The organism is Clostridium sp. ATCC 25772 (assembly GCF_001573875.1).
Classification (GTDB): Bacteria; Bacillota; Clostridia; order Clostridiales; family Clostridiaceae; genus Clostridium_J; species Clostridium_J senegalense.
Window position 1 is genome coordinate 22857 of the sequence record NZ_LFRG01000024.1, and the last position, 25273, is coordinate 48129.

The 25273-nt window shown below is 27.2% G+C and carries 26 protein-coding genes; 22 read left to right on the top strand and 4 right to left on the bottom strand.

Annotated features, from left to right (window positions below):
- The first annotated feature begins 8 nt into the window (after nucleotides 1–8).
- The 6 genes from brxL to AZI32_RS10320 all read left to right on the top strand — a co-directional run bounded on the left by brxL (nucleotide 9) and on the right by AZI32_RS10320 (nucleotide 6198).
- The gene (gene brxL / locus AZI32_RS10295; protein ID WP_061995753.1) at nucleotides 9–2054 is read left to right on the top strand and encodes a protease Lon-related BREX system protein BrxL; all 2046 of its coding nucleotides are present in this window, start codon (nucleotides 9–11) and stop codon (nucleotides 2052–2054) included.
- A gap of 23 nt (nucleotides 2055–2077) precedes the next feature.
- Nucleotides 2078–2263 (top strand): hypothetical protein, encoded by a 186-nt coding sequence (locus tag AZI32_RS10300; protein WP_061995754.1) that lies wholly within the window; start codon nucleotides 2078–2080, stop codon nucleotides 2261–2263.
- 203 nt (nucleotides 2264–2466) lie between these two features.
- Nucleotides 2467–2922, top strand: a complete 456-nt coding sequence (locus AZI32_RS10305; protein WP_061995755.1) for an NUDIX domain-containing protein — start codon at nucleotides 2467–2469, stop codon at nucleotides 2920–2922.
- 321 nt (nucleotides 2923–3243) lie between these two features.
- Nucleotides 3244–4005, top strand: a complete 762-nt coding sequence (locus tag AZI32_RS10310; protein ID WP_061995756.1) for a carbon-nitrogen hydrolase family protein — start codon at nucleotides 3244–3246, stop codon at nucleotides 4003–4005.
- A 541-nt stretch (nucleotides 4006–4546) separates the two neighbouring features.
- Nucleotides 4547–4870: a hypothetical protein gene (locus tag AZI32_RS10315; protein ID WP_061995757.1), complete on the top strand. Its 324-nt coding sequence runs from the start codon at nucleotides 4547–4549 to the stop codon at nucleotides 4868–4870.
- Nucleotides 4867–6198, top strand: a complete 1332-nt coding sequence (locus AZI32_RS10320; RefSeq protein WP_061995758.1) for an MATE family efflux transporter — start codon at nucleotides 4867–4869, stop codon at nucleotides 6196–6198. The genes AZI32_RS10315 and AZI32_RS10320 overlap by 4 nt, the downstream gene beginning before the upstream one ends.
- A 512-nt stretch (nucleotides 6199–6710) precedes the next feature.
- On the opposite strand, the gene AZI32_RS10325 is transcribed toward AZI32_RS10320, so the two are convergent.
- Nucleotides 6711–7466, bottom strand: coding sequence for an alpha/beta hydrolase (locus tag AZI32_RS10325; RefSeq protein ID WP_061995759.1), 756 nt, complete (start codon nucleotides 7464–7466; stop codon nucleotides 6711–6713).
- 178 nt (nucleotides 7467–7644) lie between these two features.
- Here AZI32_RS10325 and AZI32_RS10330 point away from each other — a divergent pair, with 178 nt between their 5' ends.
- Nucleotides 7645–8487 (top strand): DUF2785 domain-containing protein, encoded by an 843-nt coding sequence (locus AZI32_RS10330; protein WP_061995760.1) that lies wholly within the window; start codon nucleotides 7645–7647, stop codon nucleotides 8485–8487.
- A gap of 325 nt (nucleotides 8488–8812) precedes the next feature.
- Here AZI32_RS10330 and AZI32_RS10335 read toward each other — a convergent pair whose 3' ends face one another.
- Nucleotides 8813–9172, bottom strand: coding sequence for a hypothetical protein (locus tag AZI32_RS10335; protein WP_061995761.1), 360 nt, complete (start codon nucleotides 9170–9172; stop codon nucleotides 8813–8815).
- A gap of 1042 nt (nucleotides 9173–10214) precedes the next feature.
- Nucleotides 10215–10772 (bottom strand): hypothetical protein, encoded by a 558-nt coding sequence (locus AZI32_RS10345; RefSeq protein ID WP_061995763.1) that lies wholly within the window; start codon nucleotides 10770–10772, stop codon nucleotides 10215–10217.
- Between the two features lie 293 nt (nucleotides 10773–11065).
- On the opposite strand from AZI32_RS10345, the gene AZI32_RS10350 reads away from it, so the two are divergent.
- From AZI32_RS10350 to AZI32_RS10410, 13 genes are all read left to right on the top strand, one after another.
- Entirely contained in the window at nucleotides 11066–11857 is a 792-nt protein-coding gene (locus tag AZI32_RS10350; RefSeq protein WP_061995764.1) for a GNAT family N-acetyltransferase, read from the top strand.
- Nucleotides 11858–12004: 147 nt separating this feature from the next.
- Complete coding sequence (locus tag AZI32_RS10355) at nucleotides 12005–12331, top strand: metalloregulator ArsR/SmtB family transcription factor (protein ID WP_010295008.1); 327 nt, start codon at nucleotides 12005–12007, stop codon at nucleotides 12329–12331.
- 20 nt (nucleotides 12332–12351) lie between these two features.
- Nucleotides 12352–12756 (top strand): arsenate reductase ArsC, encoded by a 405-nt coding sequence (locus AZI32_RS10360; RefSeq protein ID WP_061995765.1) that lies wholly within the window; start codon nucleotides 12352–12354, stop codon nucleotides 12754–12756.
- Nucleotides 12757–12767: 11 nt separating this feature from the next.
- Nucleotides 12768–13820, top strand: a complete 1053-nt coding sequence (arsB, locus tag AZI32_RS10365; RefSeq protein ID WP_061995766.1) for an ACR3 family arsenite efflux transporter — start codon at nucleotides 12768–12770, stop codon at nucleotides 13818–13820.
- Between the two features lie 431 nt (nucleotides 13821–14251).
- On the top strand, nucleotides 14252–15049 hold the full coding sequence (locus AZI32_RS10370; RefSeq protein WP_061995767.1) for an ABC transporter substrate-binding protein: 798 nt from the start codon (nucleotides 14252–14254) through the stop codon (nucleotides 15047–15049).
- A gap of 45 nt (nucleotides 15050–15094) precedes the next feature.
- Nucleotides 15095–15742 (top strand): amino acid ABC transporter permease, encoded by a 648-nt coding sequence (locus AZI32_RS10375; protein WP_061995768.1) that lies wholly within the window; start codon nucleotides 15095–15097, stop codon nucleotides 15740–15742.
- Between the two features lie 15 nt (nucleotides 15743–15757).
- Complete coding sequence (locus AZI32_RS10380) at nucleotides 15758–16489, top strand: amino acid ABC transporter ATP-binding protein (RefSeq protein WP_061995769.1); 732 nt, start codon at nucleotides 15758–15760, stop codon at nucleotides 16487–16489.
- A 430-nt stretch (nucleotides 16490–16919) separates the two neighbouring features.
- Complete coding sequence (locus tag AZI32_RS10385) at nucleotides 16920–18113, top strand: argininosuccinate synthase (RefSeq protein WP_061995770.1); 1194 nt, start codon at nucleotides 16920–16922, stop codon at nucleotides 18111–18113.
- Between the two features lie 26 nt (nucleotides 18114–18139).
- Entirely contained in the window at nucleotides 18140–19459 is a 1320-nt protein-coding gene (argH, locus tag AZI32_RS10390; protein ID WP_061995771.1) for an argininosuccinate lyase, read from the top strand.
- A 268-nt stretch (nucleotides 19460–19727) separates the two neighbouring features.
- Nucleotides 19728–20159 carry an Lrp/AsnC family transcriptional regulator gene (locus AZI32_RS10395; protein ID WP_345968958.1) on the top strand — a complete coding sequence of 144 codons (432 nt, stop codon included), beginning with the start codon at nucleotides 19728–19730 and terminating at the stop codon, nucleotides 20157–20159.
- 96 nt (nucleotides 20160–20255) lie between these two features.
- Nucleotides 20256–20864, top strand: a complete 609-nt coding sequence (locus tag AZI32_RS10400; RefSeq protein ID WP_061995773.1) for a LysE family transporter — start codon at nucleotides 20256–20258, stop codon at nucleotides 20862–20864.
- Between the two features lie 173 nt (nucleotides 20865–21037).
- Nucleotides 21038–21616, top strand: coding sequence for a sugar O-acetyltransferase (locus AZI32_RS10405; protein WP_061995774.1), 579 nt, complete (start codon nucleotides 21038–21040; stop codon nucleotides 21614–21616).
- A 23-nt stretch (nucleotides 21617–21639) separates the two neighbouring features.
- On the top strand, nucleotides 21640–22140 hold the full coding sequence (locus tag AZI32_RS10410; protein ID WP_061995775.1) for an NUDIX domain-containing protein: 501 nt from the start codon (nucleotides 21640–21642) through the stop codon (nucleotides 22138–22140).
- Between the two features lie 98 nt (nucleotides 22141–22238).
- On the opposite strand, the gene AZI32_RS10415 is transcribed toward AZI32_RS10410, so the two are convergent.
- A complete protein-coding gene (locus AZI32_RS10415; RefSeq protein ID WP_242865294.1) occupies nucleotides 22239–23588 on the bottom strand; it encodes a YjiH family protein in 1350 nt (449 codons plus the stop codon).
- Between the two features lie 409 nt (nucleotides 23589–23997).
- Here AZI32_RS10415 and AZI32_RS10420 point away from each other — a divergent pair, with 409 nt between their 5' ends.
- Together AZI32_RS10420 and AZI32_RS10425 are read left to right on the top strand one after the other, a co-directional pair.
- Nucleotides 23998–24552 (top strand): undecaprenyl-diphosphatase, encoded by a 555-nt coding sequence (locus AZI32_RS10420; RefSeq protein WP_061995777.1) that lies wholly within the window; start codon nucleotides 23998–24000, stop codon nucleotides 24550–24552.
- Nucleotides 24553–24580: 28 nt separating this feature from the next.
- Nucleotides 24581–25216, top strand: a complete 636-nt coding sequence (locus AZI32_RS10425; protein ID WP_061995778.1) for a DedA family protein — start codon at nucleotides 24581–24583, stop codon at nucleotides 25214–25216.
- Nucleotides 25217–25273: the final 57 nt, after the last annotated feature.

The window sequence follows — 25273 nt, forward strand, 5'->3', positions numbered from 1 at the left end:
GAATATATATGGGAAATGAAGAAATATCGTTAGATTTAGATAAAAAACTTAATGAGTATTTTTCAGGTAGAGCTGTAAGAAAAGATTTAACAAAATCAATGAAACAGGGATATAATGTCCCTGTTTATGTACTTGAATATTTACTTGGAATGTATTGTGCAACAGATGATGATGACAGCTTACAAGAAGGAATTGAAAGAGTAAAGAAGATTTTATCTGATAACTATGTTAGACCTGATGAAGCTGAAAAAGTTAAATCTAAGATTAGAGAGCTGAGTCAATATACTATTATTGATAAGGTTACAGTTAAATTAAATGAAAAGATAGATACTTATGAGGCTGAATTTTCTAATTTAGGATTAAAGAATGTTCCTATTGCACCTTTTTATGTTAAGGAATTTGAAAAGCTTCTTGAAGGGGGAATATGGTGCATATTAAAGATGGAATACTTCTTTGATGAAGAGGTAAAATTAAAGAGTCCTTTTAGTATATCAAGTTTAAAGCCAATACAGATGCCTAATATGGATTTAGAGGAGATATTAGAAGGGAGAAAGCATTTTACTAAAGATGAATGGATAGACATATTAATTCGCTCTACAGGAATGGAAAGCACTCAATTGACTTATGAAGTGAAATGGCATATGCTTGAGAGACTTGTTCCACTTGTTGAAAATAATTATAACTTATGTGAACTTGGACCAAGGGGAACAGGAAAATCACATGTATATAAAGAGCTATCACCTAACAGTATACTTGTATCAGGAGGACAAAGTACAGTAGCTAATCTTTTTTACAATATGTCTACAAGAAAAGTTGGACTTGTTGGACTTTGGGATACTGTTGCATTTGATGAAGTAGCAGGAATAAGATTTAAAGATAAAGATGGTATTCAAATAATGAAGGATTATATGGCATCAGGTTCTTTTGCAAGGGGAAAAGAAGAAAAAAATGCTTCAGCATCTATGGTTTTTGTAGGGAATATTAATCAAAGTGTTGATTCTTTAATAAAGACATCACATTTATTTGCTCCATTCCCAGAAGAAATGGCTAATGATTCAGCTTTCTTTGATAGGATGCACTATTATTTACCAGGATGGGAAATTCCTAAAATGAGGCCAGAGCTTTTAACTGATAGGTATGGTTTTATAGCAGATTATGTATCAGAGTTTTTTAGAGAAATGAGGAAGCGTTCATTTACTGATTCTATCAATAAATACTTTAGGCTTGGTAATAATTTAAACCAAAGAGATGTTATAGCTGTTAGAAAAACAGTATCAGGATTAGTAAAACTGATATATCCTAATGGAGAGTTTACAAAAGAAGAATTAGAAGAAATTTTAAAGTATGCTCTTATAGGTAGAAGAAGAGTAAAAGAGCAGTTAAAGAAGATAGGTGGAATGGAGTTTTATGATGTTAATTTCTCTTACATAGATACAGAAACTATGCAAGAAGAATATGTATCAGTTCCTGAACAAGGTGGTGGAAAACTAATCCCAGAAGGATTAGGGAAACCAGGACACATATATACTGTAGGACATTCATCCTCAATGATAGGTGTATATAAAATAGAAAATCAAGTTGTGTCTGGAAGTGGTAAGTTTGAAAAAGCAGGGGTAGGTTCTGATAGGGAAGCAAAAGAAAGCTTAGATACTGCTTTTAGGTACTTTACTGCAAATAGCAAAAATATAAGTGCATCAATAAGCACTAAAACTAAAGATTTCTTAATGCATATAAGTGATTTACAAGGAATTGGACTTACTAATGAACTTGCCATTGCACAGTTTATAGGGCTTTGTTCAGCTTCATTAGAAAAGCCAGTTCAAGAATCTATGGTTGTATTAGGTAATATGAATTATGGTGGAACAATAATGAAAGTAGAAGAATTTGCAAATTGCCTACAAGTTTGTGTAGATGCAGGTGCAAAAAAGGTGCTAATCCCTGCATCAGCAGTAGTTGAATTTCAAACAGTTCCGCCAGATTTATTAATAAAGGTTCAGCCTATATTTTATTCTGACCCTATTGATGCTGTATTCAAGGCTTTAGGGGTTAGTTAATAGGCACAAAAGGGAATGGGTTTATGAACTCAAAAATGGATTTAAATATATTTAGAAATAAAATGAATGATGGAATAGTAATTGCTATAGAATATAAAAATAAATTTGTGCCAAGTACATTATATAAATATGTTCCATTGTTAATTGTTATAAAAGCCAATGTATATATTGGTGGATATTATAATATAGATGAAGATGGAAAAATTTAAAATGTTATTTAGAAAAATGATAAAGTCTGTTCTTAGATTAGGGCAAAAAAATCAAATAAAAATCTATAAGAGCTTCTAAATCTATTTTTAATGAAGTACTTATTTAATTACAATGTAAATATTATCAGCTTAATGTATGGATTAAAAGGAGTTACATTGTAAAAGTAAAATGTAATATACTTAGTTGAATGGATGGTGTTTCAATGAAAAACTTTGGGAAAATAAACCATAATCTTGAATATAGGAAGCGAAAAGGTGCCTACGGAATTATTCAAAATTCAGATGGAAAGTTTTTAGTAGTAAAGGATAAAGACAATAATCTTTATTTGGTGGGAGGGAAAATTGAACTAGGTGAAGATCCAATACAAACAATTTGCAGAGAAGCACTAGAAGAAACGGGATACCGAGTTAAGGTAAATGATTTTATAGGTGTTGCTGAAAAGCATTGGGTTTCAGAAAAATATCCAAAATGGTCTCAGCATAATATCGGGATATTTTATAAATGTGATCTATTAAAAAAAGTAACTTTACCGGTAGAGAAAGAACTAATACTATGGGTTTCATTGTCTGATTTGGAAAAGTATCTTTTTCATGAACATCATCTCTACATGGTTAAAAAATCATTAGTGCTAGACGAGAGTGAAGGTTCTGATATTTAAACAATTGTTTATAACTCAATTTATGTACTTATGAGAACAATAGATACTACTTGTATCATTAAAAAATACAGATTATAAATTGTATAATTAGTGGAGCAACAATTAAGTTTTATATTCCAATTTGTTAAAATTGTTCTGTTATAAGACTATTAAATAAGAGTTTAATAATTATTAGTTTAAATTACATTAATTAAAGGAAGTCAGAGATGGCTTCCTTTAAAATTTAATATAAAAAAATGAAATGTCATAAACATTAAAAGGACTTAAATAATACATTATAGAAATAGATATATATTATATTTAATATTTAGGGGGCTAGTTATGAAGATTTCAGTACTTGTTACACAATTTCCTATAAGCTTTAATATAAATGAAAACTTAGGATACATAATGTCAGTATTAGAAAAATCAAAAGAGGATGATTTAGTTATATTACCAGAAGGAGCGTTATCGGGATATAGTGATGATGTTAACTTTCTTAAAAATATAAATGTAAAAGAACTTAAAAATGCAATGAAGTTATTAAAAGATGAAGTTATTAAAAAAAGGGTACATTTAGTATTTGGTTCCTGTGTTTTTGAAAATGACACATGGTGCAATGCTGCAATAGGTTACTCTTATAATAATCCAGATTTTATATATAAAAAGTTAAATTTGGCTTTTCATGAAAGAGGGTATTTTAAAGAAGGAGATAAGTTGGAAGTTTATCCAATTAAAATTGGAGAAAAAACTATAAATTTAGGAATACAACTTTGCAGAGAAATTCGTTTTCCAGAACAGTGGAGATGGCTTGCAAAACATAAAGCGGACATATTTATATACTTAACCAATGCTGTACAAGGAAAAGGCATTTCAGTGTGGAGAAGTCACCTTGTTAGCAGAGCTGCAGAAAATCAAAGATTTTTAATAAGTGCTAATAATGCCCATGTAAATCAACATTGTCCTACAATGATTATTTCACCACTTGGAGAAATATTAAAAGAATGTGTTAATGATAAATTTTATTATTTTAGAGAAGAAATAGATCTTAATGAAACATCAGATTGGTATATAAGTCAATGTAGAAATGATATAGGTTTATAAGCATAGGCATAAAGCTAAGACAAAAAAGTTCCAAAATTATAATGATAAAAAGTAATAATGAAAAAATTTAAAATGCTAGTCTATGAAGATTTCAAAGAAACTCTAAATAGATTTTTATCTGATTTTTATGACTACCCGGAGAAGCGACGTCCTTGTCTGGTGCACCGGCTAATCCGTCCTTGGATTAGGTCAAAAAAATCAAACAAAAATCTATAAGAGTTTCTAAATCAATTTTCAATGAATAGCTTATTTAAAATCTTTATTATCACATAATGTAGTAATAAATTAAAAGTAAATTAGCATTAAAATTAGTATCAGAAAAATTGGTTTAGATTTTTTAGTGTTTAAATTGAAGCTAAAAGTATAAATATAGGTGACAGTTATTAAAATTTGACCTTTTCAAATATTTAATGATTGTCACTTTGAATTACAATGTGGTATGGAGTGGTGTGGAGGAGTATATAAATCTAGTGCATACAATAGTGAGGGGAATCTTTTGGGTTCCGATACATCGTGTTTTTATAATTTGGAGGTATAGTTTATGATAGATACGGATAGTTTTGTAATAGAAGGAAAAAAGAATTTTATATTTAGAAGAGAACCAATGTATTCTGGAAATTCAGAGTGGGTGGTTTTTGATCCGAATGCATTAGAGTTTTATTCCTTAAACACCATAGCTGCTGAAATATTTTTTATCATTTACAAAGAATTATCAGAACAGGAAGGTTATATTCTTTTTTATAAAAAATATGATATTACTTTTAAAGAATATAAAGAACTAAAATTTGAGTTAACTTCAAATACACCCTTTTTTAAGTATATATTAGTGAATGATTTAATTAACAATATAGGGTTGATATTATGAAAAAGCATATGATTGATACTGTGAAAAACAGTATGGTAAAGAATTTAAATAAATTTGCTTTTCCGTTACTTATACAGTTTATAGCCAGTTATTTTATGGGTGTATCAGATACTGCTATTGTTGCTAGACTTTCTACAGAATCTTTTAACGCTGTAGCTCTAGTATCATCTACGCTTTCGATGATTGCTGGAGTCTTGGGTGCTATAACTATTGCATTAAATATAAAGTTGGGGAAAAGATTAGGGGAAGATGATAAAAAAGGATTTTATTTCGAATTTTTCACATCAGTAATGCTTAGTTTAATAATTGGTATTTTTTTTGCATTGATTATGCTCATTGGAAACAGAAAAATTTTAAATTTATTGTATGATTTAGATGGAGAATCTTTAAAACAAGCTGTATTATATGCAAATCCTATGAGTCTATATGTAGTGTTGCAACTGTTACTATTTGCTTTTGGCACTTTTTTTAAAGTTAAGAATAATACAAAATGGATTCTTTTAGGTAGTACGACAGCCTCAATTATAAACCTTGTTATAGATTACTTCTTTGTGTTGGGTAAATGGGGAGTTCCAAAGTTAGGGGTATCTATGGCTGGTTGGTCTACTGTTATAGCATTAACTGTCAATTTACTAATATATATATTATCGGCAAATATTAATTTGCAATATTTCAGAAATCCAATTAAAGAATATTTCAGGAATATAGGTCTTCATGTTAAGGAATCGATAGTTTTAATACTTCAAGAAATAATAGATGGATCTTTATTTACTATAGGTGTAAATATGATTATTATTCGTGTTGGAAAATTAGAATATGCAGCTCTTGCTATTATAGAAGCTTTGTTAGGTTTTTTATTTATTTTTAAATATATATATGGATCCGCTGTCATAAGTCTTACTAGCATTAGTAATAGTAAGAAAAATAATAAGGAAATATTTAATTATCCTAAATATGCAAACAGGATATCTACGTTAGCATATTGTGTGATTGCAATTGTCTTGGTAAATCAAAAATTATTTTTTGCAAGATTAATAAGTAACAATGTTCAAGCATTAGATATTGTTTCTAAGTTTATAATTTATTTTCTTATAGCGAATATTTGTTCATCAGGAGCTTATGTATATCAGAGTGCTTTACAAGCTGTTGGAGAGAGTAGGTTTGTTTTATACACTACTGCATTGGTAAACTTGTGTACATTAATAATAATGTTAATTTTATCAATTTATTTTAACTTATCATTATTTGGAATTGCAGTTGCTTATTTTATCAATGAAACAGCTTCTAATTTTATATATAAGAAAAAATTTGTCAATGATATTTTGTAATTAAAATGGTTAATTCACCTATATATTGAAGTGAACGTTAAAAAATATTGTTATTTATAAATAAAGCTATAGAAAAAAATTCTCTATAATGTAGTGCAAAATTTTTTCTGTGAAAAAGTCTTTTATGAGTTAAATTACTGGTAGGCAAATTTTTATAAATATTAAAGAGTAGAAAATAACATTTATCTCTTAGTAAGATAATAGTATTAGTTTTATTGTATGTCAAGCACCAAGAATAAAAAGATTTTGCCGAAAGTATCAGAAACAATAAGGAAGTTTGAAAATTTATTCTTCTCACTGAACATAAAATAAGTTAGCTTAAAAAGGTAATGAATGAGGTCACGAAGTTGCCTAATTATTGATGTCAATATTATTTTTTTATAAGCAAATTTAAGTAGTACCAACACTCTATTGGTACTACTTTTCAATTAAAGTTTTATGACTTTACTTTAAACTAATACAAAAATTAAGTATAACCTTATAAAATTTGCCGAATGACAAAACAAGATACTTTATATTTTATCCAAAAATGCTTTAGCTATTTTTGCAAATTCTTCTCCATTAGATATAACAGATGGGTGAAATCCTTCCTGAAATATATATTTTTCTCCTTGAGAAATTTCTTGTAAGATATTAGTATATTCAATCTCAAAATCATTCCTAATCATATCATCATTGTTACTACCTGTAAGCAATAATGGTACCTGTAATTCAGATAATGATTTATGAAACAGACTAATATTCTCATGTGCAAATTTTAATAAAGAGTGTGTGTCATTATCAACAACACCTTCCCAATCTTGACCTTGGCATAAGCAATAGAACTCTCTTGCCATTTCATTTTTTTTGGATAGTGTACGTTGTTCTAATAATCTATCTGCAAAATTTGAAGTAAGTGATTTTCCATCAAAACTGTCCGCAATTACTTTTTTGACTAAATCAGGTCTTTCTAAAGCAACATTTATTGCAACCCATGCACCTCCACTTGTTCCTAATAGATTAGCTTTATCACATGACAAAAATTCTAATAGTGAGATTGTTTGCATGGCTTCATCAAACCAAAGCTCTATTGGAAACTCTTTCAATCTTTCCGAATTTCCATGCCCTAGAAAATCAATTGAAATAACCCTATATTTGTCAGTGTATAAATCTATAATGTGAGAAAACATTTTTGAAGAAGCTGTATTACCATGTAATAAAACTAATGGTGTACCTTCACCTTTTTCTTCGTAGTAAATTTTTTTCCCTTTGTATTCAAAATATGCCATATAAAAATCCTCCTTCTTATATAGTTTAGCAGTTATTAGTGATTTATCTCAAGAACAATTAAATGACTTATTTTAGGAAGAATAGTAGGTAATTAATACTCAATTGGATGAAATAAAGAGGATATATGCTATAATTAAAAAAATAGTAAAAAATAACATATATGGTAGGGGGAGCGTTATGGAAGGTGTTATTGAATTAAAAGAACAGTTAAAAAATATAAGAGATAATGATTGGATTATTCCTGAAAAAGTAAACAACTATGATTTAGCGCTTAAATGTTTAGAAAATATAGGGTCAATAGATGCGGAATTAAGGGATAATCTTATATTAGAGCTTCTTTGTAATATGATTGTAGAAAAGAAGTTAACAGATAAAGAAGTAAAGGATATATTAGAATTAGTGTTAAGTGAAAAACATTTATTTTATAATATTGGTAAAGTTGGAGATGATTCTGTTTTTAATAGGTCATTTAGTGTATTGATTATAGATTGTATTGTATATAGTCACAATAATGAATGTAAAATTTTTAATGATGAAGAAATAATAAGAATATATAAAAAGGTAATTAAATATTTAAACGAAGAAAAAGATGTAAGGGGATACGTAATAGATAAAGGATGGGCGCACACCGCAGCACATACCGCAGATGCACTTGCTGAACTTGTAAAATGCAAAGAAATAAATGAGAAAAATTTAATAGAGATATTAGAAAGTATAAGAAAAAAGATTTGTATAAATTACTATGTTTATACAAATAACGAAGAAGAAAGATTAGTAACAACGGTTATTAATATAATAGAAAGAGAAGAAATATCAAATGAAAAAATTATAAAGTGGATAAAAAGTTTTGAAAATATGGAGAAGACAAATGTTTATCCAGATGATCATAATTTAATGTGTAATCACAAGGGATTTTTATCAGCATTATATTTTAGGTTTAAAAGAAGAGATATAACTGAAGACTTTCTTCATATTATAGAAGAAGTAATAAATAAAACAACACCAAAGTATTTTCAATAATATATATGTAAAAAGATAAATAAAATTAAACACTTTACTCTCAAAGTACAAGTTTTTTAAAAAAATAAAATAATAAATATTTTAAATAGGCATATTTTAAAATACATTGTAATATATTTAAAATAGAATTTATTATAATAAATGTTGATTATATGGTGTAAAATAAAAAAATAAAGAAATTTAGTATGTTATTTACATTTTTTATAAAAATTGTTATGATAGTAATGGTGAAATTAATATGTATTAAGTGAATAGAATAAATAAAATAGCTAATAATTTAAGTAGAAGTAGTGGCCAGACTACTTCTACCAATAAAGATTAAGTCCTAAAGATATTGATTAATCATATTTATTATATGTTTGATTAATTTCTTTAGGGCTGTTGTGTTTTTTGTTGATTTGATGTTTTCTTGACTATGTCCTAGAACTGTTATGGTAACTATTGCAAGTTCTATGATTTTATTAATTATATGTGTGCTGTTAGTAAATCTATACCAGAAAAACATCGATACAACACTGACCAGAAAAACACTAAGAATATACTTTAACCTAGTATATTCTAATCTTTCTTTTGTATTTCTGTATGATTTGTTATAAATCATATAAATAAATATTTTTTCTTTTGTAAGGCGTCTACATTTCTTTTTTTTGCTTACTGATTCTCTAATTTTAAATCTTTTTAGCATTATATAACGCCCCTTTCATTATTAAAATTATTTGATACCATTACGATACCTTGGATAAATGTTGAAGAATATGTTCAGCATTTAGTGGAAGTATCGCAATGGACTAATAATTTTATTAAAAGGTATAAAAATTTAAATATAAGAGAAATAGATATTAAAAAGAAATGTATTAGTAGATTGATTTGTGTTGAGGCGATGTTTTTAAAAAACCTCCTTACAACTAACTAAATTAGATTTTAAATTTAATTTTGGTTTTTTAAATATCATCTATATACCCCCTCATATGAGTGTAGAATTAGCTATACTATAAATAATATAGCTATACTAATAATAACATATTTTACAATAAATGTTTGTAAAAGAACTATGATTAATAAAGTTTTTTTATTTCTTATATGTAAATAAAATATAAAATATAACTAATCCGACTTAAAATAAGTTTGAAATATGTAGAAAAATACAATTAAAATAGAATGAACCCTAAAATATATACCATAATTGAAAGAGGTATCTATTTTGAAGGGTTCATTTTAATTTTGCTTTATTATATTTAAAACAAGTTTATTAATAGTAAATTTAGTTAAAAACAATGTGATAATTAAAATATATTTAAGAGTAATCAACGAATTTTCTTTAAATATCAATATGAATATAAAAGAAATAGCTATTGTTATTAATGATTCTATTAAAGCCCAAAATTTAATTTTCTTGTATAACTTAGTAGAAATTTTTTCCTTTTCAAAAAAGGTGGTTAAAACTTCTTCACCAAATACAAAATAAACAAATTTATTCTCAAATCTATTATTAAATATAGAAATAAGGCCATTTAATAAACAGAAAATAAGAGTACATAATATTATAATTAAAATATAAAAAAACATTTATATCACCTACTTAATATATAATTTTAAATTTTTACAATCCACAATAAAATAAAAAAACTGTATGCTTTATTTTTTAGATTCAATATCATTTACGTTTTTTCCTTCTAAAATAAAAAAGACATATGCCTTTTGTTAGACAGATGTCTTCATTTATATCTTTACTTATGAATTTTTTTATATATAATTGGTTGGTCATATCCGAAGGTTCTTTTCCCGTTAACCTCCATTGATTCAGATACTTCTAATGTTCCTTCTGAAAAGCGTTCAAATAGTGTAAATTTAAGAACTGGAGAGAACATGCTTACACTTCCACCTTCCCATACATTGTCTTTCAAAGTATATATTGCTGGTGTGAATTTTTCTGATATTTTTAAACTATTATAATCTATTGATTCTAATTGTGTATATGTAAAAGTATTTTTATCATATCCTTTTGGAAGTTCATAAGAAGTTAATTTAATTCCTTCATTTTCTTCTGTAAATAGAAATAAATGAGGAGATGAATGGGTTTTTCCATCGGAAGTATAATAACTTTCTTCTACAAGAAAAATACCCTGAAAATCTTTAGGGAGATTTGTTATTTTATCATTGCATATAGTATTTACATGTTTGGCAAATGGAAAATTTGTAATTCCTCTACTTTCCAATTCTTTAAATTGTTCAGAGTTATCAAAACTTCCTGCTAAAATATTAATAAAATTATTTAATTTGTTCATAGAATATCCTCCTATCTTAAATTTAATATATAACGATTATAATAATTATACTCTTTAAAAAAAAGTATTTACATGTAGTTTAATTATCTTAAAGTATTATTTGAGAAAAATATTATATTATACTGATGCACTATAGGAGAATGAGTATAAGCGTAAATTTAAGCCTAAAATTCCAAAATTATAGTGTTGAAAAGTAATAAATTTAAATAAGAGCTTACTCAAATAAATTTATAGAAGGTATATAAAGAAAAAAATTGAAATAAGCCATATATTGAAAAAATGGAGGGGAAGATATGATTTTAAAGTTAGATGATTCACATAATATAGAGTTATTAAATTTTCTTAAAGTGAAAAAAGAGTTGAATTTATTTATGATAGGTGATCTAGAGAATTATGGGCTTAATAAAGATTTTCTAGAGTATTGGGTAGAATTTGATGAGAATTATAAATTAATAGCTGTCTTGATGAGATTTTATGAAGATTTTACTATTTATTCTAAAGAAGAATTTGATGTCTTAGGGTTTTCTAAAATTATAAAAAAATATAATTTTAAATTGTTAGGTGGAGAAAGAAAAGCTGTAGAGAAGTTTGGTAAATATATAAATGCAAAGGAAAAGCGAAATATGTATTTTGCAAAATTAGATAAAAATGATAATTTGTATAAAGGTGAATTATTAAAAAAAGCAATAAAAATTGAAGTGAAAGATGCAGTGAAAATTTTGGAACTTCATGAAATTATAAATGATGGAAAAATTATAGAAGATGTTAAAAGATTTCAAAAAAAATTTATTGATAAGACAGGAAGAGGATATTACTTATTAAATAACAAAAATAAAGTTGTGTGTAGCGCTGAAACTACAGCTGAAAACAGTTATTCTGCAATGATTGTTGGGGTTTGTACACATATAGATTATAGAGGGTGTGGATATGCAACGGCTTTAGTTTCTAAATTGTGTATAGATTTACTTTTAGAAGGGAAAACAGTATGTTTGTTTTATGATAATCCAATAGCAGGTAAAATTTATAAAAATATTGGATTTATAGAAATTGGTTTTTGGAGTCTATGGAAAAGCGAAAAATGTTAGTTTGTACATTTTATGAAAATATAAACATATAGATATAAATAAATGTATGTAATAAATTCAAAGGCTAGAATGCTGTATTGACAAAAGAAAAATGAAAGTTTAATATATGTATATAGATAACTATAAATATAAAGGGGTGAAAAACATTTGAAATGTTATGATGAAAATGCAAAAATAATAAAGGCATTATCAGAGGCTAATAGATTAAAAATAATTGATATATTATCCTGTGGAGAAATGTGTGCTTGTGATATATTGGAACATTTTGATTTTACACAGCCAACACTTTCACACCATATGAAGGTGTTGATAGATTGTGGAATTGTACAATCTAGAAAAGATGGATTATGGAGTTATTATGCTCTTAATAATTCTAACTGTAATAAGCTTATTTTATTTCTTATGAATCTTATAACAGATACTGATGAATGTATTTGTAAAGAAAAATCTAAATGCAAATGTAAGTATGACTAAAATTATAGGAGGAAAAATTAATGAAAAAGAAAGTAGCTTTTATATGTGTTCATAATTCTTGCAGGTCACAAATGGCTGAAGCTTTAGGTAAGTTATATGGTTATGAGTTTTTTGAAAGTTATTCAGCAGGAACAGAATTAGTACAAAATATTAATGAAGATGCTGTAAGAATAATAAAGGATTTATATGATATAGATATGAATATATCTCAAAAGTCTAAGCTTTTAGCTGACTTGCCACAGGTAGACATAGTTATAAAAATGGGATGTAATGTACAATGTCCATATTTACCTGGAAAGCATGTGGAGGATTGGGGATTAGAAGATCCTACAGGAAAAGGTGATGAGGAGTTTATTAAAACTGCAAAAGATATAGAAAAGAAAGTTAAAGGCTTAGTTGAAAAAATTAAAAATAATGAAGTATAGGAGGAAAAAAGATGTCACAAGAAAAGAATAAAGGTATAGGATTTTTTGAAAGATATCTTACTATATGGGTGGCACTTTGTATTGTAGTAGGAATACTTATAGGTCAATTTATTCCTGTTATACCTGAGACATTAAATAAATTTGAATATTATAATGTATCTATACCAGTAGCTATTTTAATTTGGCTTATGATATACCCAATGATGTTGAAAATTGATTTTAATAGTATAGTTGATGTAACTAAAAAACCTAAGGGATTAGTGGTTACATGTGTTACTAACTGGCTTATAAAACCATTTACCATGTATTTTATAGCAGCTTTTTTCTTGAAAGTTGTATTTAAGGGATTTATTCCAGAAAATCTTGCTACAGAGTATTTAGCAGGTGCAGTATTGTTAGGAGCAGCACCATGTACAGCTATGGTATTTGTGTGGAGTTATCTTACTAAAGGGGATCCTGCATATACATTAGTTCAAGTAGCTGTAAATGATTTAATTATATTAATAGCATTTGCACCTATTGTAGCATTTTTATTAGGGGTAAGTGATGTTACAGTACCTTATGGAACATTAATCTTATCAACAATACTATTTGTTGTCATACCACTTACAGCAGGATATTTGACAAGAAAATATGTTGTAAGAAATAAGGGAATAGAATATTTTAATAATATATTTTTAAAGAAATTTGATAATATAACTATTATCGGATTACTTTTAACTTTAATTATAATTTTTTCATTCCAAGGAGAAATTATATTAAATAATCCACTTCACATATTGTTAATTGCAGTACCGTTAACAATTCAAACATTTTTAATTTTTACTATTGCTTATGGTTGGGCAAAGTTATGGAAACTTCCTCATAGTGTTGCTGCTCCGGCAGGTATGATTGGTGCAAGTAATTTCTTTGAACTAGCAGTTGCAGTGGCAATATCACTATTTGGGCTTAAATCTGGAGCGACTCTTGCTACAGTGGTAGGTGTTCTAACAGAAGTGCCTATAATGCTAACACTTGTTAAAATTGCTAATAATACAAGAGGTTGGTTCTTGAATAATAAGTGATAAAACTTAGATATATAATTTCTTGATTATAAAAACTATAATAAGAAAAATAATTATTACATTAACTAAATCTTAATATAATAATATATAAATAATAAGGTGTATTGTTCTAAATAATACTTATTAAATAAACAAAAGGCTATCTTGAAATAGAGTTAAAAATCTATTTTAAGATAGCCTTTTGTTTTAAAAAATAAAATAAAAATAAAAATGAAGCGATGTATATACATGAATAAATATGCAGATGTAGAATAAAAATAGAAAAAATGAGTTTAATGTATGGTTTTTGCTTTTAAAAGAATCCTTTATTTAAAGGCTTTTAAAGACAAAAGGAAAAATATTTTAAAAAAATATAAAAATATACTTGCATAATTATGAGAAAGGATGTATTATCTATAATAACAAAAATTTAAGGGAAAGGAGATGATACTATGAAGAAAATTCTTATGTTGATTGGAATTATATTAATAAGTTTTTTTGCTTTTGTTGGATGTGGCAATGAAAAAGTTAGAGATGAAAATATTAATTCTTTAGAAAAGGTTAAAGAAGAAGGTAAGTTATTAATTGGGCTTAATGATACATATCCGCCTATGGAATTTAGGGATGAAAATCATAACTTAGTAGGGTTTGATGTTGACTTAGGAAATGAGATAGCTAAAAAACTTGGGGTTGAAGCAGAGTTTATAAATAATGACTGGAAGGGAATTATTTTATCATTTAAAGCTAAAAAATATGACATGATACTTTCAACAATGACTATAACTGATGAAAGAAAAAAAGAAATTGATTTTTCACAGCCGTACATAGTAGGGGGACAAAAGTTAATTGTAAAAAAGGATAATGCATCTATAAATGATGTAGAAGACTTAAAGGATAAGGTTATAGGAGTGCAACTAGGAACTACTGGTGATATGGCTGCACAAAAAATTGATGGGTTAAAAGAAATTAAGAAATATGATGGGATAACAGAAGCTTTTAATGATTTATCTATTGGAAGACTTGATGCAGTTATAGCAGATGGACAAGTTGGAGGATATTATCTAACCCAAAGAGATGGGGATTTAATTCTTCTTGATGCTAAGCTTTCAGAGGAAAATGTAGGTGCTGGGTTTAGAAAAGAAGATACAGATTTAAAAGATCAAGTCCAAAAGGCACTTGATGAATTAAAGGCAGATGGTACTTTATCCAAACTGTCAGAGAAATGGTTTGGCTATGATTTTTATAAATAATTAGCTTTAAAAAAATACTTAAGATAAAGAGGGGGTGAAGAAGCTATGGATATTGATATACTAAAGCAGATATTTCCTATACTACTACAATCAACAGGTATGACTATATTCTTAACAATAATTTCTGTAGTTTTAGGAACTTTAATTGGGATAGCAGTGTCATTATTAAAAATGTCAAAGAACAAATTAATATATTCCTTAGCTTCATTTTATACATGGATAGTTAGGGGTACACCTATGCTATTGCAATTATTCTTTTTATACTATGGGTTACCTTTTTTAGGAATAAAATTAGAACCTATGTCAGCGGCTATAATTGGTTTAAGTTTAAATTCAGGAGCTTATATGTCAGAAATAATTAGAGGTGGCATTTTAGCTGTTGATAAGGGACAGTTTGAGGCTTGTAAGGTTTTAGGATTTACTTATGGCCAAACTATGAAGCGAGTAGTACTTCCACAAACTTTTAAAGTTATAATACCGCCGGTAGGTAATGAATTTATAACGATTTTAAAGGATACTTCATTAGTTTCTATCATAGCTATGGAAGAATTGATGAGAACTGCACAGCAGATATATTCATCTAATTTTAGACCAATAGAACCATTTTTTATTGCAGCATGTATTTATTTAGTTTTAACTACGATATTTACAGGTATGTTCTCCAAATGGGAGAAAAAACTAGCTAAATATTAATTGGGGGGAATGACTATGTATATGATAGAAGGTATAAACATTACTAAAAAATTTGGGGAATTAACAGTATTCGAAAATTTAAATATAAAGGTTAAAAAAGGAGAAGTTCTCGTTATAATTGGAGCTTCAGGGTCAGGAAAAAGTACTTTTTTAAGATGCTTAAACCATCTAGAAACTATAGATGAAGGTAAGATAATAATAGAAAATGAAGAATTGAATGAGAAAAATAAACATTTGTTAAGAAAAGTAACTACTAAAATGGGGATGGTATTTCAAAATTTTAATTTGTTTCCACATAAGACGGCATTAGAAAACGTTATGGAAGCGCCTATTATAGTAAAAAAACAAGAAAAAAATGAGGTAAGAGTAAAAGCAGAAAATTTATTAAAAAAGGTTGGATTAGAAAATAAAATGGATTATTATCCATCAAAACTTTCAGGTGGTCAAAAACAAAGGGTAGCAATAGCCAGAGCACTTGCTATGGAACCAGATATAATGCTTTTTGATGAACCAACTTCTGCATTAGATCCAGAATTAGTTGGTGAAGTTTTAAATGTTATGAAAGATTTAGCAAGTGAAGGTATGACTATGGTAGTAGTAACTCACGAGATGAGTTTTGCTAAAGATGTAGGACATAGAGTGATATTTATGGATGGTGGGAAAATTATAGAGGAAGGTAAACCAAGTGAGATTTTTACTTCTCCAAAAGAGGAAAGAACAAAAGAATTTTTAAAGAAAGTAATATAGGGAAACAAGTTCCAGTTTAAATTAATTTATTAGATTTATATTATCAATTGAGAAAATAAAAGTTGAATTTAGGATATGAAATTAACTGAAGTTATATCCAAAGTTTACAGCCGTGACAAGAAGGACAGGAGTATTAAAGTTTATTTTTAATGACTAACAGATTATTTTAGTTAAGAGTGAATAGTGAACAGTTATGGTTATTACTACTTACTTTGCTCCTAGTAATTCTCAACGTATTTTTACAATTAAGAAACTGATGTTCAGTTTCATCAATGATTTTTAATTCTCAACTAACTATATTTGTACTTATTTTTCTCAACTGATAACAAAAAATAATATATAAATTTAAGTTATAGAGTGCATTTCTATAATTGCTAAAAATAAAAAATAAAGATATAAAATTTTGACTAAAAATAAGGGGGATTAATTTATGAATAAAGAAAAAGTGATATTAGCATACTCAGGAGGGTTAGATACATCAATCATAATTCCTTGGTTACAAGAAAATTATGATTTAGAAGTTATAGCGGTATGTGTAGATGTTGGACAAGATGATGATATGAAAGAAGTGGAGAAAAAAGCAATAAGAACTGGTGCCAAGAAGGTTTATATAGAAGATGTAAGAGAAGAATTTGTGAAGGAATATGTATATAAAGCATTAAAAGCTGGAGCAGTTTATGAGGATAAATATCTTCTTGGAACTTCTCTTGCAAGACCACTTATGGCTAAGAGATTAGTAGAAATAGCAAAAATGGAGGGTGCAAAATACATATGTCATGGATGTACGGGAAAAGGAAATGACCAAGTTAGATTTGAAGTAGCAATTGCATCCTGTGATCCACTTATAGAAATTATAGCACCTTGGAGAATGTGGGATATTTCTTCAAGAGAAGATGCTATAGATTATGCTTTAAGCAAAGGTGTAGACGTGCCTGTAACAAAAGAGAAAATATATTCTGTTGATAAAAATTTATGGCATATTAGTCATGAAGGTGGCGATTTAGAAGATCCAGAAAATCAGCATAAGTTGGAGTTATACTCTTCAATAACAGCACCAGAAAATGCAAAAGATGAACCTACTTATGTAGAAATTTACTTTGAAAAGGGTGAGCCTAAAAAAGTAGACGGAGTAGAGTTAAATGGAGTGAATTTAATAACTACTTTAAATAAGTTTGGTTCAGAAAATGGTATAGGTATAATTGATATAGTTGAAAATAGACTTGTTGGAATGAAATCTAGAGGTGTATATGAAACCCCTGGTGGAACAATTCTTTATGAGGCGCACAGAGAACTTGAAAGATTGACTTTAGATAAAATAACATATCACTATAAACAAGGATTAGCTTTAAAATATGGAGAGCTTGTTTATGATGGATTGTGGTTTACTACTTTAAGGGAATCTTTAGATGCTTTTGTAGAGAAAACACAAGAAAATGTTACAGGTACAGTTAAAGTAAAATTATATAAAGGTAATGTAACAAATGCAGGAGTGTTTACAGAAAATGCACTTTATGATAAAGGCATATCTTCTTTTGGTGAAAGTGATTTATATAGTCATAAGGATGCCGGCGGATTTATAAGATTATTTAGTCTTCCATCAAGAATAAAAGCATTAAAGAAATAAAAATTTTGAATTGGAGGAGATCTTATATGAAGCTGTGGGGAGGAAGATTTAAAGAGAAAGAAAGCAAGCTTATGGAAGATTTTAATAGTTCATTAAGATTTGACAAAAAGCTATATAAATATGATATACAAGGTAGCATAGCACATGTAAAGATGTTAGCGAAATGTAACATTTTAACTGATGAAGAAAAAGATGAAATAATTAAAGGGCTAATTTCTATTTTAAAAGATATTGATGAAGGAAAACTTTTAATTGAAGGAGAATATGAAGACATTCATAGTTTTGTGGAAATGAACTTAATTTCAAGAATTGGAGAAATAGGCAAAAAGCTTCATACTGCAAGAAGTAGAAATGATCAAGTTGCATTAGACTTTAGGCTTTATGCAAAAGATAGAGCTAAAGAAATTATAGAAGAAATTGTGAATCTTAAAGAAGCCATAGTAGAACTTGGTGATGAAAATAATGTACTTATGCCAGGATATACTCATCTTCAAAGAGCTCAAGTAGTTACTTTTAAGTATCATATTATGGCATATTATAATATGCTTGTAAGAGACGAAAAAAGGATGCTAAATGCAATAGAAGTAATGGATGAAAGCCCATTAGGTTGTTGTGCATTAGCAGGTACTACTTATAATACAGATAGAGATTTTACTGCAAAGGAATTAGGTTTTAAAAAGCCAGTAGATAATTTTTTAGATGGAGTTAGTGATAGGGATTTTGCTATTGAAATTTTAAGTGCATGTTCAATAATAATGATGCATTTAAGTAGATTGAGTGAAGAGATTATAATTTGGAGCAGTAAAGAGTTTGATTTTATAGAGATTAGTGATGAATTTTCTACAGGAAGTTCTATAATGCCTCAAAAGAAAAACCCAGATGCAGCAGAATTAATTAGAGGCAAAACTGGTGGTGTTTATGGAAACTTAATGGCATTACTTACTACTATGAAAGGTATACCTTTAGCTTATAATAAAGATATGCAAGAAGATAAAGAAGGATTTTTTAGCGGTACTAACAATGTTATAAGTTGTCTTAAAATAATGAGTGGAATGCTTTCAAGTTTAAAAGTAAATGAAGAAGTTACTAAAAATGCAGTTAAAAAAGGTTTTTTAAATGCTACAGAAGGTGCAGACTATTTAGTTACTAAAGGAATTCCATTTAGGGATGCTCATAGAATAATAGGTGAGATAGTACTTTATTGCGAAGAATATTGTACTACAATAGAAAGCTTAAATTTAAAAGAACTTAAAAAATTTAGTGATGCATTTGATGAAGATATTTATGAATTCATTGACTACGAAAGCACATTAAAAAGAGGGATAAAAAAAGAAATAATTAAATAATATATATGATAATTGAATATACCTAACAATAAAGAGCACATGGTTTAATATGTTTATTCCATGTGCTTTTTTTGAATATTTGCTAAAAAACACTTTAATAATTTAAAGTATTAGACGTATATGTAATATTACAAATTAAAAATTTAAACTAAAAGTTATATTTTACTTAAAAATTTATTGATTTTTTCAAAAATATTTACTTATATTAATTTAATATTATAAAATAAAATTACTTTAGAAAAGTTAGGGGTGATTAATCATAGATGCTATTGATTTCGAAATTATTAATATATTAAAAGAAAATAGTAGATCAACTACTTCAGAGATAAGTAAAAGAGTGAAGCTTTCTGTACCAGCTGTATCAGAAAGAATAAGAAAAATAGAATCTGCCGGTATAATTGAGAAATACACAGTAAGGATTAATAGAGATAAAATTAATTATAAACTTTTAGCATTTATTTTTGTTAATATTGATAAAACTGAAAATATAGAAGGATTTAGAAAAGCTATAGTTAAATATAATTCTGTATTAGAATGTCATCACGTTGTCGGTAAATATGATTATTTGCTAAAAATACTTGTAGAAGATACCAACGTTTTAGAAAATTTTATATCTAATAAACTAAAAAAAATAAAAGGTGTAGTTCAATCAAATACAATAATCACTCTATCATCACTAAAAGAAGATATTAATGTTTAAGGCATATTTATTTAATTAATAAAGGATAATTTATTCATTTGTTTTTAAGCATTAAGTTTGAATAAATTAGCTTATATGCCTAAAAGGAGTTATAGGATGTTTTTAAAAGGTTTAAAATTTGGAATGTTATTGCAGTTAGCAATAGGCCCTGTTTGTATTTTTATATTGCAGATGGCTTCATTAAAAGGTTTTTACGTAGCAGAAACTGGAGTGTTAGGTGTTACTATAGTTGATGGTCTTTATATTTTTGCGGCTATTTTAGGAATAGCATCTATAATAGAAAAAAGGAAAGTAAAAGTAGGACTGAAAATTTTTGGAGCAATTATACTAATTATTTTTGGATTAAGTACAGTTTTAGGTCAATTTGGTATTAACTTTATACCAAGCTTAAGTCTTCAAGGGGCAGGAAATTCAAATAGCGTATTTTTAAAATCTATAATACTTACTGCATCTAATCCACTTACAATAGTATTTTGGGCAGGGGTATTTTCTACTAAAATTATTGAAGAAAATATGAAAAGAAAAGATATTTATATTTTTGGAATTGGTGCTTTAATGGCTACATTAAGTTTTTTAACGTTAGTTGTAGTATTAGGTACTTTTACGAAAATATTTTTACCAGCATATGTAATTCAAATATTAAATATAATTGTCGGAGTTTTACTGATTTATTTTGGTGTTAAAATGGCGCTTAAAAAAGTATAACAATATAGAAAAAATCAAGGTTAAGCCTTGATTTTTTTAGTTAAAGGAAAAGTTATAGTTTGGAATGAATTTTTGATAGTAAAACAAAAAAATTGTATAATATAGGAAAACAAGCTGGAAATATTGTAAGTTTTAAAAAATAAGTTATTAAATAAGAAGGGAATATATGAGTTATGTTAACTGAAAGAGAAAAAATGTTGGCAGGAGAGATTTATGATTCAAGGGATTCTGAACTTATTGGTATGTATCATAATGCTAAAAATCTTTTAGAAGAGTTTAATAATGCTTCATCTACAGAGGCGGAATTTAAATTTAATGTTTTAAAGAATTTATTTAAATTTGTAGGGGATGGGGTTTGGATAGAAAAATATTTTTCCTGTGATTATGGAAAAAATATATCTATTGGAAAGAATACATTTATTAATTATAATTGTGTTTTTATAGATGATAACTTTATAACAATCGGAGAAAATGTTCTTATTGGGCCAACTGTTCAAATATATACGGCAACTCATCCTATAAATCCATTAGAAAGAATTAAAACAAATTCTTCAAATGAAGCAGCATATACAACATTTACCAAACCAGTAAGTATAGGTAATAATTCTTGGATTGGAGGAGGAGCGATTATTTGTCCAGGAGTTACTATTGGCGATAATACAGTTATTGGGGCTGGAAGTGTAGTAACTAAATCTATTTCAAGTAATTGTGTTGCCTATGGGAATCCCTGTAAGGTAGTAGAGAGAATATAAAGTTAGAATTAGGAGGGGTAATTGTGGAAGTTTGGGATATATATGATAAAGATGGTTATAAAACAGGAAAAGTAAAAGAAAAAGGGGAAAAATTAAACAGTGGTGAGTATCATTTAGCTATGGAGGCATGGATTATAAATTCAGATTCTAAAATATTAGTACAAAAACGTTCTAACAGTTGTGAGATACTACCAGGGGTGTGGGGATTAACAACAGGAAGAATGATATCAGGAGAAAATTCTATAGATGGGTGTATTCGTGAAGTCAACGAAGAATTAGGAATAAAAATTTCTGAAGATGAAGTGGAATTTATGCGAAGAATTTTTAGAACAGATTTAATTTGGGATTTATATTTAGTAAGAAAAGATATTGATTTAGAAGAGTTAGTTTTACAAGAAAATGAAGTTGCTGAAGCTAAGTGGATTACAGTTAATGAGTTTAAAGAAATGCTTGAAGAAGGAAGGTTATTTAAATATCCTGAGATTTATGAAATTCTTGATTTAGTTGAAGGTGATTTTCATTAGATAGTATTTAAAATTTATAGATGGGTTAACTTACATATTTAAAATGTAGGATATATTAAAGCAAGTTAATGCCTTAATATATCCTTTTGTTTATAAGTTTAAAATAATATGTGAGCTACAATTACAATGACAGGGAGTGTGACTAAAGTACGTTCTATAAAAAGAATCAACAAGTCTTTCATGTTAACAGGAATTTTAGAACCTATTAAAAGTCCACCTACTTCTGACATATATATAAGTTGTGTTACAGATACAGCAGCTACTATAAATTTTGTCATTTCACTTTCTATTGTGGCAGCAGCTATAACTGAAGGTAAAAACATATCTGCAAAGCCAACTACAAATGTTTGAGAAGCACTTAAGGCTTCAGGTACTTGGAATAATTTAAGTATTGGATAGAATGGCAATCCTAAAAATTTGAAAACAGATGTATATTCTGCAATAATTACAGCAATTGTTCCAATAGCCATAACTACAGGCATAACGCCAAGCCACATTTCTAAAACATTTTGAGTTCCTTCTTTAAATATATCTTTTATATTATTACTTTTAGCTTTTTGAACTGCTAATCTTAAACCCCATTGAGATTTACTATATCCGTTTGGAATAACCTCTCCTTTATCCTTTGGAGGAGTGCAATAAGTGTCTTCCTTTCTTGATAGTGGAGGTATTCTTGGTAGTATAATAGCAGCAACTATTCCTGCTAAACAAATAGTTAGGTAGTATGGAAGAAAATATTCTTCTAATCCTACAGTTTGCAATACAACTAAACTAAAGGTTATAGAAACTGCTGAAAAAGTAGTACCTATAACAGCTGCTTCTCTTTTGGTATAATACCCTTCTTCATATTGCTTACTTGTAAGCAACACACCTATAGTACCATCACCTAACCATGAGGTTATACAATCTATTGATGAACGTCCAGGAAGATTAAAGATAGGTCTCATTATTTTTGTAAGTAAGGTTCCAACAAACTCAAGTAGGCCAAAGTTTAATAGAAGTGGTAGCAGTAGACCTGCAAATAAAAATACAGCAAACAGTACAGGGAGTAGGCTATTTAGAAGTAATCCACCAGTATTTTCAGAGAAAATCCATTCAGGACCTAGTTCAAATAATGTTAATACAACTAAGGTCATACCTATTATTCTAATCCAAAACCATATAGGTTTTACATTAAATAATCCTTTAAGAAATTTATTTTTTTCTAAAAATTTAGGCTTTGCAATTTTAGCATAGATAGTAAATAATACACTGGAACATATTATTATAGCAGCAATCGTGGGTAAATATAATTCAAGGTTTGTAGTTATAACCTTTGCAAATATTGCTACAGGTATGGTTATTTGTACATTAAAAGGTATAGGTATCATAAAAAGAAAAATTCCTAATAATGATGGAATAATGAACTTAAGAACCCCTCTAGCAGTTATAGATTGATTTGATTCCAAAATCATATCCTCCTCAATTTAAAAAATTACTAACTTATACTATTTATATTAAAAAATATAAATGATTATAAATTTTTAATGTTAATTTTTATAGTGAAATTTAAATATTCGATTGAAATTAAAGACAGTTTTTAAAGTTAATATATTTTCTTTGAACACTATGGTAACATATGGTGAAAGAAAAAGAATATGTAATGAACTTTTAGTGATAACAGGAATGATTTATTTTCAAGGTGAAATGTAAACAGGTAGTTTAGTTAAGCCTAAAAATGATAAGAAATAAAAATTATATTGACATTTTTATAAATTTAAACTTAAATAGTTAATAAGCATAGGGGGTATAAGATAAGATTAAAATTTAAATTTTAAGCCCTATAAAATTAACTAAAGAAAAATTGAGGTGATTTTTATGAATTTTAAGCTCTTTGATTTAGTAAATCAGTTAGCTGGTAAAAGCAAGCTTATGGATAATATTATGATAATATTTTCAAAATATGTACCTATAATTTTTGCTATAGCACTTCTAGTTTTGTATATTTATGGATTTATTAAAAAAGATAAAAATACTAGAACTATTGCAATCAATACAGGCGTTTTTACAGTGTTAAATTTATTTTTAAGTGCCATGATAGGAATAGTTTATTACCATCCTAGACCATTTGTTTCACATGATGTAAACTTATTATTTCCACATAGTCCTAACGCATCTTTCCCTAGTGATCATTCAACTTTTACAATGAGTATAGCTTTAGGTATAAATAAATATAGTAAAGTTTATGGTGTTATTCTTATAACTTTATCATGTATTGTAGGAGTATCTAGACTTTATGTTGGTCATCACTATCCTTTAGATGTTATTGGAGCATACATATTAGTTTTTATTACTAACTATTTATATTCAAAATTTCTTAGTAAAAAAGTAGCTAATTTATATTTAAAATTAGAAGGAAAAATAATTAAATAAGTTATAGCTATGATAAGGAGTATAAGTAATGGATTTAATAAGTAATTTCTTTTATGTATTTTTACATATTGATAAATTTTTAGGAGCCTTTATAGGTGAATATGGATTATTTATATATTTAATATTATTTATAATAATATTTTGTGAAACAGGATTAGTTATAATTCCTTTTTTGCCAGGAGATTATCTTTTATTTGCTGCAGGAGCTTTTGCTGCGTTAGGTAATTTAAATATAGTAATATTAATTATATTTTTAGGACTAGCAGCAATTTTAGGTGATACTGTAAATTATCATATAGGAAGATATCTAGGGCCTAAAGTATTAAAAGATGATAATAAATTTTTGAAAAAGGAATATATAGATAAAACAAATAAGTTTTATGAAACTTATGGTGGAAAAACAATAATATTAGCAAGGTTTATGCCCATTATACGTACATTTGCACCTTTTGTTGCTGGTGTAGGAAAAATGGATTATAAAAAATTTATAACCTTTAATGCAATAGGGGGAATAGTTTGGGTAAGTGGAATATCGTTAATAGGTTATTCTTTTGGAAACATACCTTTTGTAGAAAAGAATTTTTCCATAGTGATTATAGCTATAATTATGATTTCATTGCTTCCTGCTATTTTTGAATTAATAAAAAATAAATTTTTCAAATAGTAGTAGAATTTTATATGATAGTTTAAGAAATAAATAAATTAGTAAATAATTATTTAA

Bases quoted from the DNA above. Each gene is read 5' to 3' on its own strand.
- arsB (WP_061995766.1), top strand. From the start codon at position 12,768: ATGTCACAAGAAAAGAATAAAGGTATAGGATTTTTTGAAAGATATCTT.
- AZI32_RS10320 (WP_061995758.1), top strand. From the start codon at position 4,867: ATGAAAAAGCATATGATTGATACTGTGAAAAACAGTATGGTAAAGAAT.
- argH (WP_061995771.1), top strand. From the start codon at position 18,140: ATGAAGCTGTGGGGAGGAAGATTTAAAGAGAAAGAAAGCAAGCTTATG.
- AZI32_RS10350 (WP_061995764.1), top strand. From the start codon at position 11,066: ATGATTTTAAAGTTAGATGATTCACATAATATAGAGTTATTAAATTTT.
- AZI32_RS10335 (WP_061995761.1), bottom strand. From the start codon at position 9,172: ATGCTAAAAAGATTTAAAATTAGAGAATCAGTAAGCAAAAAAAAGAAA.
- AZI32_RS10300 (WP_061995754.1), top strand. From the start codon at position 2,078: ATGAACTCAAAAATGGATTTAAATATATTTAGAAATAAAATGAATGAT.
- AZI32_RS10310 (WP_061995756.1), top strand. From the start codon at position 3,244: ATGAAGATTTCAGTACTTGTTACACAATTTCCTATAAGCTTTAATATA.
- AZI32_RS10420 (WP_061995777.1), top strand. From the start codon at position 23,998: ATGAATTTTAAGCTCTTTGATTTAGTAAATCAGTTAGCTGGTAAAAGC.
- AZI32_RS10370 (WP_061995767.1), top strand. From the start codon at position 14,252: ATGAAGAAAATTCTTATGTTGATTGGAATTATATTAATAAGTTTTTTT.
- AZI32_RS10375 (WP_061995768.1), top strand. From the start codon at position 15,095: ATGGATATTGATATACTAAAGCAGATATTTCCTATACTACTACAATCA.
- AZI32_RS10425 (WP_061995778.1), top strand. From the start codon at position 24,581: ATGGATTTAATAAGTAATTTCTTTTATGTATTTTTACATATTGATAAA.
- AZI32_RS10325 (WP_061995759.1), bottom strand. From the start codon at position 7,466: ATGGCATATTTTGAATACAAAGGGAAAAAAATTTACTACGAAGAAAAA.
- AZI32_RS10330 (WP_061995760.1), top strand. From the start codon at position 7,645: ATGGAAGGTGTTATTGAATTAAAAGAACAGTTAAAAAATATAAGAGAT.
- AZI32_RS10315 (WP_061995757.1), top strand. From the start codon at position 4,547: ATGATAGATACGGATAGTTTTGTAATAGAAGGAAAAAAGAATTTTATA.
- AZI32_RS10385 (WP_061995770.1), top strand. From the start codon at position 16,920: ATGAATAAAGAAAAAGTGATATTAGCATACTCAGGAGGGTTAGATACA.
- brxL (WP_061995753.1), top strand. From the start codon at position 9: ATGGGAAATGAAGAAATATCGTTAGATTTAGATAAAAAACTTAATGAG.
- AZI32_RS10345 (WP_061995763.1), bottom strand. From the start codon at position 10,772: ATGAACAAATTAAATAATTTTATTAATATTTTAGCAGGAAGTTTTGAT.
- AZI32_RS10305 (WP_061995755.1), top strand. From the start codon at position 2,467: ATGAAAAACTTTGGGAAAATAAACCATAATCTTGAATATAGGAAGCGA.
- AZI32_RS10380 (WP_061995769.1), top strand. From the start codon at position 15,758: ATGTATATGATAGAAGGTATAAACATTACTAAAAAATTTGGGGAATTA.
- AZI32_RS10400 (WP_061995773.1), top strand. From the start codon at position 20,256: ATGTTTTTAAAAGGTTTAAAATTTGGAATGTTATTGCAGTTAGCAATA.
- AZI32_RS10360 (WP_061995765.1), top strand. From the start codon at position 12,352: ATGAAAAAGAAAGTAGCTTTTATATGTGTTCATAATTCTTGCAGGTCA.
- AZI32_RS10405 (WP_061995774.1), top strand. From the start codon at position 21,038: ATGTTAACTGAAAGAGAAAAAATGTTGGCAGGAGAGATTTATGATTCA.